Genomic DNA, 10,504 nt, shown 5'->3' with positions numbered 1-10,504 from the left:
CGGGCCGGAGGCGGTCAGCGTCCGCGAAGCCGCCCGCCGCGCCGGCGTTTCGCCGGGCGCGCCGTTCCGGCATTTCCCGAGCCGGGATGCCCTGATGAATGCGGTGGCCGAGGAGGCGCAGCGCCGCTTCCGCGCCGAGATCGAGACGGCGCTGGCCGATGCGCCGTCAGGCGATCCGCTCGGCCGCTTCCGCTGCCTCGGGATCGCCTATCTGCGCTGGGCGATGAAGAACCCGACCCATTTCGAGATCATCTCCAGCCGCCGCTTCTTCGACCACGACCGCTCGACCGGCGTTTCCAGCGACAATGCGGAGTTGATCGGCCTGACCGAGCGCACGCTGGCGGAGGCCTTTTCAGCCGGTCAGCTTGCGGCGCGCGACCTGAAGCAGGTCCAGATCGCCGGCCGCGCCCTGGTCTATGGTTTTGCGCGGATGCATATCGACGGCCATTTGCCGCGCTGGGGCGTTGGCGAAGCGGAGGCCGAGCAGATGGCCGCTGACATCGTCGACCTCTTCATCGCCGGCATTGCAAGGCCTGCGGCGAAGGTCTGAGGCGCGCCCCGCCGGCCGGACGTCCTCAGGGCGGGCAAATTCATTGCGCGTTCATGACGATTCAATTACGTTTTCATGACACGGCGCAGACTCCGGCTGTGCCGTGTGCCTCCTGGCCATTGCCAGTCAAGGCCGTGGCATTGCGCCGGGTTGTATTGCGTCCCGCCCATGGCGCCCGCGCCTCAGCAAAACTCTTCCGTTGCCGCGCTCGCCGGCGGCCTCGCCGCGATCGGCATCTGGCGGTTGATGGCAGTCGCCGCACCGCATCTCGGCGCGCTGATCCTGATGCTGCGGACCGAGACCGACTTCGGCTCGCGGCTCTGCTTCCTGCTGACCTGGGGAATCCTGAACTTCCTGTTCATCGCGCTGCTGCGCCGGCCGGCGCTGTCGGGCGCGCTGTCGCTGACGCTGGTCGTGGTGCTGGTGCTGCTGTCGCGGTTCAAGCACGACGTGGTGCAGATGACCGCGAACTTCGTCGACCTGATGGTGATCGATCGCGACACCGCGGCGTTCCTGCTCACGATCTTTCCGAGCCTGCGCTGGTCGATCATCGGCGCCGGCCTGGTCACGCTGCCCTTGATGTACGCGCTGTGGTGGCTCGATCCGTTCCGCATTCGCCGCCTGCCGGCCGCGGCCGCCTGCCTTGCCTGCACGGCCGCGCTCTCAGGCTATGCCTTCGCCTGGCCGGATGAGGCCTGGCGCGGCTATTACGACGACGGCTATCTGTCGAAATTCGCACGCTCCGGCGTGACCGCGGTGTCAGACTTCGTCGCCTATGGCTTCATGGAGTCGGATCCGAGCGCGAGCGACCAGCTCAAGATGCCGCTGGTCGACGCCTGCCATCCCGCCGGACGGCGGCCGAACATCATCATGATCCATGATGAATCGAGCTTCGACGTCCGCGCCGCGTCCGCCGTCAAGGTTCCGCCGGGCTATGGCAGCCAGTTCAAATCCTACGACGGTGTCGAACGCAAATTCCTCGCCGAGAGCAATGGCGGGCCGAGCTGGTTCACCGAGTACAACGTGCTGGCGGGATTGTCCTCGCGCTCGTTCGGCCGGTTCGCCTATTTCGTCACCCGCATCGCATCGGGCAGGGTCGAGCGCGGCCTGCCGCTGGCGCTGCGCCGCTGCGGCTACGACACGCTGTCGCTCTATCCGGCGTTCGGCGCCTTCATGAGCGCGCGCAGCTTCCAGACCACGACCGGTATCCAGCAATTCTACGACGCGCATGATCTGCATGCGAAGGACGTCGAGCCCGACAGCTTCTTCTACGACAAGGCGCTGAAGCTGATGGCCGAGCAGAAGACGCTCAGCACGCCGCTGTTCACCTTCGTCTATCTTGCCGCCAATCATTTCCCATGGGAGACGAAATTCCGTCCCGAGTTGCTGCCGGCATGGAAGCGGCCGGGCAACACGCCGTCGGTCGACGAATATCTGCGGCGGCAGGCGATGAGCGCCAACGACTATGCCGGCTTTGTCGCGGCGCTGAAGAAGAAGTTTCCGGCGCAGCCGTTCCTGATCGTGCGCTACGGCGATCATCAGCCGGAGTTCTCGCCGCAGCTGCTCGATCCCGGGCTCGACGAGGCCGGCATCGGCAAGAAGCTGATGGATTACGATCCGCGCTACTACGCGACCTATTACGCGATCGACGCCATCAACTTCGAACCGGTGAAGAGCCCGACGGTGATGGACACGATCGACGCCGCCTATCTGCCGCTGGTGATTCAGGAAGCCGCGGGCATCCCGCTCGACCCGTCGTTCGAGGAGCAGAAAGCGATCATGCTTCGCTGCAACGGCGCGTTCTACGCCTGCAAGGATGGCGCGGAGGCGCGCCGCTTCAACCGACTGCTGATCGACGCGGGGATCATCAAGGGATTGTAGGCGCATCACCCGATGATTGTAGGATGGGTAGAGCCAACGGGTCCGCGCAAAGCGCGGGCCGATGATAAACTCAGCGAAACCCATCGTCCTCGATGTGATGGGTTTCGCTTCGCTCTACCCATCCTACGGTTTTCCCCCGACCTTCTCCCACAGCCAGCGCGCCACGGCGTCGGGCGATGATGATGCGTCGTTGCCCGACGCGCGCAGGTTGGCCTCGCGCATCTCGGCGATGCCGATCTTGCCGAGCAGCGGACGCAGCGCCGCCTTCAGAGTCTCGTCGTCGCGCCGCTCTGGCGACAGCAGCACGATCGCGTCATAGGGCGGGATCGCGTGCCTGTCGTCCGCGAGCGCAACCAGATCGTATTTCGCGATCAGCCCGTCGCTGGTGTAGCCCGCGATGACGTCGACCTCGCCGGAGGCAACCGCCGCATACATGAAATCCGGCTGCATCTGGCGCTGGGCGCGGAACGTCAGCCCATACGCCTTCTGGATGCCGGCCCATTCCGGCCGCGAGAAGAATTCATAGTCGCCGGCGATCGACATCGTCGCGGCGTGCGACGCCAGATCGGCGATCGAATGGATGCCGAGCTGATCGGCGTGCTTCCTCGGCATCACCAGCGCATAGGCATTCTCGAAGCCGAGCTCGCCGAACAGCGTGATGTCCTGCTTCGCCAGCGTCGTCTTCAGTTCGCTCAGCAGCTCGGCGCGGGGCCTGATGTCGGTGTGGTGAAACTGGTTCGCCCACAGCGTGCCGGAATAGTCGACATAGACGTCGATGTCGCCGGCCGCGAGCGCATCGAAGATCACGTTGGAGCCGAGGCCGGCGCGGGTCGTCGTCGGCAGCCCCGCCGCCTGCAGCCGCTGCGCCATCAGCGCCGACAGTACGTATTGCTCGGTGAACGTCTTGGCGCCGACGACGTAGCGCGCGTGCGGCCGCGCAATCGCGGGCACCAGTGTCGCCGCGATCAGGGCGGCAATGCCGAGCCCGCCGAGTGCGGTCCGGACGCGGCTGCGATTGCGCAGGCCATTCTCGATCAGCGCCAGCAGTTGGTCGACGACCAGCGCGAGCACGGCGGCGGCGAAGCAGCCGAACAGCACGAACACCCAGTTCTGGGTCTGCAGGCCCGCGAAGATGTAGTTGCCGAGGCTGGTCTGGCCGATCGGCGTCGACAGCGTCGCGGTGCCGATCACCCACACCGCGGCGGTGCGGATCCCCGCCATCATCACCGGCAGCGCCAGCGGCAGCTCGACCATGGTGAGCGATTGCCGCGGCGTCATGCCGACGCCCTGGGCAGCCTCCAGCACCGCCGGGTCGACGCCCGACAGGCCGGTGATGGTGTTGCGCAACACCGGCAGCATCGAATAGAGCGCGAGCGCCAGCACCGCCGGCAGGAAGCCGAAGGCGGAGAAGCTGAAGCCGAGCCACGCCGCGGTCAGCGCCGTGAGCGCCAGCAACAACGGATAGAACAGCGCGAGCAAAGCGAGACCGGGCACGGTCTGCACGATGCTGGCAAGCCCGAGCAGCGTGCCGCGCAGCACCGGCCGGTTGCGCGCGATAATCGCAAGCGGCAGGCTGATCAGAAGTCCGAGCGCCAGCGCAGCGACGCTGACCCGGACATGGTTGCCGAGATAGTCGGGCAGATGCGCAAGCGCCTCGCTCCAGCGTGGATCGCTCATGCCGTGCCGTCCCGCGGCCGCAACGCGCCCAGCCGTTCCGCCTGTCGCCGCGGCGTACGCAAGAGTTCGCCGACATAGGTGTCGGTGTTGGCCGCGAGCTCCGCCGGCGTGCCCAAGGCGAGCAGCTTGCCGCCACGCATCACCGCGACACGATCGGCCAGCAGCAGCGCCTCGGTCATGTCGTGGGTGATCATGACCGTGGTCAGCCCAAGCTCGCGATGCAGTGTGCGATAATCGTCGCCGAGCGCGTCGCGGGTCAGCGGATCGAGCGCGCCGAACGGCTCGTCCATCAGCACGATGCGCGGCTTCGCAGCCAGCGCACGCGCGACGCCGACGCGTTGGCGCTGGCCGCCGGAGAGTTCGTGCGGCAGGCGGTCGCGATGTTGCGCGCGGTCGAGCCGCACGAGGTCGAGCAGCTCGTCGACCCGCGCCGAGATCTCGGCCTGCGGCCAGCCGAGCAGCTTTGGCGTGATGCCGACATTGTCGGCGACGGTGAGATGCGGAAACAGTCCGCCGCTCTGAAAGACATAGCCGATGCGGCGGCGCAGCAGGATCGGGTCGATGCGGCTGACGTCTTCGCCCTCGACGGCGATCCGGCCGCGGTCGGCCTCGATCAGGCGGTTGGCCAGCCGCAGCAGCGTCGTCTTGCCGGAGCCCGAGCCGCCGACGACAGCCAGGAATTCACCCTCGGCCACGTCAAGCGAGACGTCGTCGACCGCCACCACGCGACCATTGTCAAAGCTCTTGCCGACATGCGCGTAGGCGATCAGCGGCGTTGCGGGCATTCTCGGGCCATTCCTGGGCGACTTCACGTCTCACCATCGTGAACGATAGTGATAGCCCATAAAATGGACTTTGACTTGAGGTGCACGCGCCTGCATCACGCGGTTTCGCAGGCTGTTCCAGCTGGGCTCGCGAAGCGGGTCAGCCCCCTCGGGGGCTGTGAGCACACATCACACTTCGTTCTTGGGTACGTATTTGCCCATGATGCACTTATAGCTCTGCAAGCGCCAATCGTGATACGGCCCCTTGGCGAGCCAGTCGGCGATGCCGATCTGGGCGCTCACAGCGCAGGCGCCCATGGTGATGCCGGATTGGTCGCTGTTGGTGACGACCTTTTCCATGCAGAGCTGAGCATTGCAAAGGATGGCGACGAGCGTAACAAGCATGATGGTCTTTATCCGTAAGATTAACCCGGTCTGAACCGAATCATGCACGGTTCATGCCATTATCAGCGGCTTTGGTGTCACAGCCGGCAAGACCGGGAAAGTACGGCGGAACGAATCACGCGCTCGCCGGCGCGTAGCCGCACGCCCGCAGATGCGCTATAGTTGCTCCCCAACTACGACGTAAGATCGGGGCGAGCGAGGAACGTTGCGCGGTCGGGGGCTGCATCGATGATGACGTTGCCTGAGTTGGCGGCAGGTGCTTTGGAGAAGTTTCTCGCCACATGGGTCAGCCGCACCTTTGGGGCTTCGCAGGCGCGATTTGGCGAACTGCTGCCCGCCGCGGCGCGCATCGCGCTGGAATGCATCGGCAACAGCGATGCGCTCTACCACAATGTCGAGCACACCATGTTGGTCACGCTGGCCGGGCATGACATCATCCGCGGTCGCGCGCTGCACACCCATGTCACCGCGGAGGATTACACCCACACGATGATCGCCTGCCTGACGCACGACATCGGCTATGTGCGCGGCCTGCTGAAGGGCGACGGACCGGATGGTTATGTCATCGATGCCTCCGGCAAGAAGGTCGTGCTGCCGCGCGGCTCGTCGGATGCCGGCCTGATGCCGTATCACGTCGACCGCTCGAAGCTCTATGTGCTCGACAGGCTCGAGGCCGTCCTCCCGCTCGATCGCGAGCGCGTTGCACGCAACATCGAAGGCACGCGGTTTCCGGCACCCGAAGGCCAGCAATATGACGACGAGGCGGCGATCGTCCGGGCCGCCGATTTCATCGGGCAACTCGGCGATCCCAACTACATCAGGAAAGCCAACGCGCTCTATCACGAGTTCGAGGAAGTCGGCATCAACCGCCAGCTCGGCTATGAATCGCCGGCCGATATCGTCGACCGCTATCCGCAATTCTACTGGAATATGGTCGCGCCGCACATCCAGGGCGCCATCAACTGCCTGAACATGACGGCAAGCGGCCGTCAGTGGATCGCGAACCTCTACAGCAACGTCTTCCGCGCCGAGCGCGAGGTCACCCTGTCCGGCCCGCAAATCTGACGCACGGCACCAGCGGCGCGGCCTTTCGGCACGGCTCGCCTGCATTCCCGGTCGTTTGCGGGAGGTCCACATTTCGGCCTGCTTCATCGTTGCACAGTCCGTGGAAATCGGCGACCTTGCGCCATGGACCTCTCCATCGACCGTGTTCTCGATCGTTTCAGTATGATCTCCCGTTTCGCTCAATTGATTGCGATTGCTATCGTGTGCTGGCCTGCGCTCGCCGTTGCCGCCGGGCCGGTCTACGACGTCGACCTGTATGCGTTGATGTCCGGCACCTGCCGTAATGTCAGCGTCGCCGGCCGCAGCTATACCTGCAAGGCGGTGGCCTACTTCCACACCCTGCGCGGCCGTTCCGAATTCACCGTGGTGCTCGACGATCCCGCCGACAAGAGCCACATCGTCTCGTTCTCCGGCGAGAGCACCGAGCGTACCCAGGCCAATCTGTTCGAACTCGCGGTCGACCGCATGTTGCTGAAGTCGAGTGACCGTCCGCGTGTCGATGGCCTGCCGGTGCCGCTGGTCGAGATGTCGACAGGCTCCTGCCGTCAGGTCGGAAGCTTCATCACGCGGCAGGTGTCGACCATCACCTGCGCCGCCACCGACCAGAACGGCAAGAGGTACGAGCTGAGCTTCGAGTCGGATGGCTCGCCGATGACCTTGCGCCGGCTGCGGCAATCGACGCTGCCGTCGGAACGGCAGCGGGCGCGCCAGATCGCACAGCTCGAATGCCGCCTCAAGGCGTGGGCCGCGCAGGTTCTGCCGCGGGACACCACGGCCTTCATGATCCGTTGTCTTGGTGAGGACGACGGCAAGCCGGCCGGCGAGCAGCGATAGCCGCGCGCCCGGCGTTCTGGAGCAAACTTGAGGAGAGTTCGATGCGCTTGAAACTCACCGTCATCGCCGCCATCGGCGTCGGCATCGCCGGGCCCGCCGCCGCGCAAATGTACGATCCGAATTATCCGGTCTGCATGGAAGTCTATGGCGGCAGGCTGACGCCCGAGTACATCGATTGCAGCTTCACGTCGCTTCCGCAATGCCGGGCAACGGCCTCGGGACGATCGGCGACATGCACGGTCAATCCCTTCTACAAAGGTCAAAAAAAGCCGACCAGGGAGCGGGGTCAACGACAGCGTCGGCCTGTCAACTAGCGCGCTCACTTATTGTCGTCGTCTGCCTGCGATGGTCTGCATGGCCGTCGCGTCGCTGGCGCAGTTGACTAACTCCGGTTGTTGTGGGGAAACCTTCCGAGCGAAGGAGAGACCGATGCGCCTGAAACTGTTCGCGATCGCCGCAGCTGCGGTCGCCCTGGCCGGACCTGCCGCCGGGCAGGCCTATGATCCGAACTATCCGGTGTGCATGCACGTCTTTCAGGGCAAGTACGGCGGAAGCTACATCGATTGCAGCTTCACCTCGATCCCGCAGTGCCAGGTGTCGGCGTCGGGCCGGGGTGCGATGTGCTCGGAGAATCCCTTCTTTGCGCCGCCGCCACCTCGCCGGGCGCACCGCGGACGGCATCGTGCCCACTGATGCGGGAACACCAGGCAGCTCGAATGCCTGCCGTCAGACCGGCACGTTCAAGGCGTCGTAGGTGAACAGCCAATCATAGCGCTCGCGCACCCGGTCCGGTTGCCATTCGCGCGAGACGTAGGCGTGGGCGCCTTCGGCGTCGGCGAGCGCCGGATTGTGGAAGCGCCTGGCATTCTCGGCGGACTTCATCACGATCATATTCGTCCGCGTCAGCCGCGCGGCCTGATAGCGCTGCAGCGCCTCCTCGGGCGGGAAGCATTCGAGGCAGCGCGCCAGCACCATGCCGTCCTCGATCGCCATGTTGGCCCCTTGGGCCAGGAACGGCAGCGTCGGATGCGCGGCGTCGCCGAGCACGCAGGCCCGCCCCACGGCGAAGCGACCGAGCGGATCGCGGCCAAGCAATGCCCATTTGTAGGGAATATCGAGGTGGTCGATGATGGTGTGGATATCCGGATTCCATCCGGCAAAAGCAGCGCCGCAGGCCTCCCGCGTGCCGCGTTCGGTCCACGATTCGACCGACCAGCTCTCGCCCTCGAAGATGCCGACGAAGTTCAACAACTCGCCGCGGCGAACGGGATAGGTGATGACATGGCCGCCGGGACCGACCCAGTTGGTGCCGACGTCGCGCCTGAGGCTCGCCGGTAGCCGCTGGATCGGGACCAGGCCGCGCCAGGCGGCCACACCCGAGAAGAATGGTTTTGTGTCGCCGCCGATCTGCCGGCGAATCTCGGAGTGCACGCCGTCGGCGCCGATCACGACGTCGCCGCGGCGCCGCTCGCCATTGGCGAGACGCAGCCAGATGCCGTCACCATCCTCGTCAAAACCGGCGCAGCGGCTGTTGAGATGCAGACGCCCCGGTGCCCGTGCACTGAATGCGTCGACCAGCACGCGGTGAAAGTCGCCACGATGCACCATCCAGTAGGGCGCGCCATAGATTGCCCGCGAGGAGGCGCCGAGGTCGAACAGCTTCCAGGTCCGCCCGGTGCTGAACAGCCGGATCTCCTTGCCCGAGGGCTCGCAGGCGATCGCCTGCATTTGTTGCTCGAGGCCGAGCGCAATCAGGACCCTTGTGCCGTTGGCGCTCAGCTGGACGCCGGCGCCGAGCTCGCGCAGCTCCGATGCCTGCTCGAAGATCTCAACCTCGATCCTCCGTTGCAGCAGCGCCAGCCCCGCGACGAGGCCGCCGATCCCGGCGCCGGCAATCAGGACTTTTGGCCTGCGGGTTGCGCTCACGCGATCCATCCGCCGCTATCTGCGCGTGACAAGGAAGTCATCGGTGAACTCACCGCGCGAGACCTTGACCGGGATTTCGCCCTCGCTGCCGATCTCGACGAGCTCCGAGCCGGACTTGTTTTCCTCAGGCGTCAGGAGTTCGATGCGCTCGGCGATCCGTTCGGCCTGCCAATCCGTCAGCTTCCAGGCAAACCGTCCGCCGAGATCGCGCATGCCGAATTCCTCGTCGGCGGGCACGAGCACCAGCTCGTCGCGCGGGACCGCGCCGGGAATGCGCTCCGCCACGGCAACGGCCTGCGGATTCTCGGCAAAGCGCCGCAACAGCCTTGCCAGCGCAGCAAGATCGGCGGCCTCGCCGAGGAACAGGAACAGCGGATGGAAATCGCTCGGCATGTATTCAAATCGCAGCATCATCGATGGTCCGTTGGCTGGAACTAGTCGCTGAGAACCTCGACGACGTCCTGGGCATGGCAAAGCTCCACCGTGCCGACATCGCCCGGACGGGCAGGGGACTCCAGATAGCGCACCTGCAGCCACTGGCCGTCGTCCATGTTCTCCACCACCTCGGCGACGACGCCCGCCTCCAGTTTGAGCCGCGTCCCGACCTTGATCGCCGTCACGTCAATCATCGCACCACACCTTGCTCAGAAGAATGTGGTGAGATTTTTGGCCAGCAGGATATTCTGTTCAAGCAATATCTCGCGCCTCGCGATCTTCCAGCCGTTGTCGGTCAGGCGCAGCGTGTCGTTGCGGCGGCCGACGAAGATGTAGGTCTCGTACTCGACGCGGTTCTGATAGACGAGGAAGCGGCTGGTGACGTCGAGCTCGCGGGCCGCACCGATATCCGGCCGCGCGCCCTTGATCTGCACGTTGCTGACCATGTGCGTGATCCGCGACAGCGGCTCTTCCGCGTAATGCACGCCGGTCAGGATCTGTTCGACCCGTTTGGTCAACGTCCATTTGTCCTCGTCGAACCAGCTGATGCCTTCACCGCGTTTGGTGTTCTCGCGTGTGGCCTGCTGGCCGAACTTCACATTGCGCCGGATCGGCATGAAGTAGCTGACATCCTCGGCGAGCAGCTCGAGCCAGTCGCGGAAGCGCCGGTCATCGAGCAAGTCGGCCTCGTGGTAGTAGAAATCCTCGACATCGGCCTTCAGGCGGTAATAGGCCGCCGATCGTTCGATCGTGGCGCCGGCAAGGTGCGCTTGTTTGTCGTGATCCTGAACCGTCGTCATCGTCGGTATCTCCTTATCGGGGATCGCGGGGTAGTCAGGCCGCCGGAGCGGGCGGAATCGGTCCGCCCTGTTGCGCGAAGCAGCCGACGTCGATCACGGTGCCGGACAGCGTTTCGGCTTCCGGCGACAGCAGGAAGGCCACGACATTGGCGATGTCGTCGCCGGCG

Annotated in this window: 13 protein-coding genes; 6 read left to right on the top strand and 7 right to left on the bottom strand. The window is 65.2% G+C overall.

The window, feature by feature from the left end:
• Positions 1–550: TetR/AcrR family transcriptional regulator (locus H8B02_RS40220; protein WP_229171242.1), on the top strand; the 550-nt coding region annotated here is incomplete at its 5' end.
• A gap of 168 nt (positions 551–718) precedes the next feature.
• Positions 719–2,431, top strand: a complete 1,713-nt coding sequence (locus tag H8B02_RS40215; RefSeq protein ID WP_229171241.1) for a sulfatase-like hydrolase/transferase — start codon at positions 719–721, stop codon at positions 2,429–2,431.
• Between the two features lie 123 nt (positions 2,432–2,554).
• Here the strand turns inward: H8B02_RS40215 and H8B02_RS40210 are convergent, their stop codons facing one another.
• From H8B02_RS40210 to H8B02_RS40200, 3 genes are all read right to left on the bottom strand, one after another.
• Positions 2,555–4,108 (bottom strand): ABC transporter permease/substrate-binding protein, encoded by a 1,554-nt coding sequence (locus H8B02_RS40210; protein ID WP_229171240.1) that lies wholly within the window; start codon positions 4,106–4,108, stop codon positions 2,555–2,557.
• On the bottom strand, positions 4,105–4,893 hold the full coding sequence (locus H8B02_RS40205) for an ATP-binding cassette domain-containing protein (protein WP_229171239.1): 789 nt from the start codon (positions 4,891–4,893) through the stop codon (positions 4,105–4,107). Before H8B02_RS40205 ends, H8B02_RS40210 begins: the two co-directional genes overlap by 4 nt.
• A gap of 168 nt (positions 4,894–5,061) precedes the next feature.
• The gene (locus tag H8B02_RS40200) at positions 5,062–5,277 is read right to left on the bottom strand and encodes a hypothetical protein (protein ID WP_074131807.1); all 216 of its coding nucleotides are present in this window, start codon (positions 5,275–5,277) and stop codon (positions 5,062–5,064) included.
• Between the two features lie 228 nt (positions 5,278–5,505).
• Between H8B02_RS40200 and H8B02_RS40195 the strand changes: the two genes are divergently transcribed.
• From H8B02_RS40195 to H8B02_RS40180, 4 genes are all read left to right on the top strand, one after another.
• Positions 5,506–6,342 carry a metal-dependent phosphohydrolase gene (locus H8B02_RS40195; RefSeq protein WP_092115836.1) on the top strand — a complete coding sequence of 279 codons (837 nt, stop codon included), beginning with the start codon at positions 5,506–5,508 and terminating at the stop codon, positions 6,340–6,342.
• A gap of 201 nt (positions 6,343–6,543) precedes the next feature.
• The gene (locus H8B02_RS40190) at positions 6,544–7,176 is read left to right on the top strand and encodes a hypothetical protein (protein ID WP_229171238.1); all 633 of its coding nucleotides are present in this window, start codon (positions 6,544–6,546) and stop codon (positions 7,174–7,176) included.
• A gap of 41 nt (positions 7,177–7,217) precedes the next feature.
• The gene (locus H8B02_RS40185) at positions 7,218–7,490 is read left to right on the top strand and encodes a DUF3551 domain-containing protein (RefSeq protein WP_229171237.1); all 273 of its coding nucleotides are present in this window, start codon (positions 7,218–7,220) and stop codon (positions 7,488–7,490) included.
• 115 nt (positions 7,491–7,605) lie between these two features.
• The gene (locus tag H8B02_RS40180; RefSeq protein ID WP_229171236.1) at positions 7,606–7,869 is read left to right on the top strand and encodes a DUF3551 domain-containing protein; all 264 of its coding nucleotides are present in this window, start codon (positions 7,606–7,608) and stop codon (positions 7,867–7,869) included.
• 33 nt (positions 7,870–7,902) lie between these two features.
• Here H8B02_RS40180 and H8B02_RS40175 read toward each other — a convergent pair whose 3' ends face one another.
• Genes H8B02_RS40175 through H8B02_RS40160 form a run of 4 tightly spaced genes read right to left on the bottom strand, consistent with a single transcriptional unit; the run spans position 7,903 to position 10,337 of the window.
• Complete coding sequence (locus H8B02_RS40175; RefSeq protein WP_229171235.1) at positions 7,903–9,111, bottom strand: FAD-dependent monooxygenase; 1,209 nt, start codon at positions 9,109–9,111, stop codon at positions 7,903–7,905.
• 6 nt (positions 9,112–9,117) lie between these two features.
• A complete protein-coding gene (locus H8B02_RS40170) occupies positions 9,118–9,513 on the bottom strand; it encodes a hypothetical protein (RefSeq protein WP_229171234.1) in 396 nt (131 codons plus the stop codon).
• A 23-nt stretch (positions 9,514–9,536) separates the two neighbouring features.
• Complete coding sequence (locus H8B02_RS40165; protein ID WP_176529905.1) at positions 9,537–9,731, bottom strand: hypothetical protein; 195 nt, start codon at positions 9,729–9,731, stop codon at positions 9,537–9,539.
• Between the two features lie 15 nt (positions 9,732–9,746).
• Positions 9,747–10,337, bottom strand: a complete 591-nt coding sequence (locus H8B02_RS40160; protein WP_229171233.1) for a 3-phenylpropionate/cinnamic acid dioxygenase subunit beta — start codon at positions 10,335–10,337, stop codon at positions 9,747–9,749.
• Positions 10,338–10,504 lie beyond the last annotated feature (167 nt).

The sequence above is a fragment of the Bradyrhizobium altum genome (genome assembly GCF_020889705.1).
GTDB classification, from domain to species: domain Bacteria; phylum Pseudomonadota; class Alphaproteobacteria; order Rhizobiales; family Xanthobacteraceae; genus Bradyrhizobium; species Bradyrhizobium altum.
This window is presented reverse-complemented; position numbering and strand designations above follow the sequence as displayed.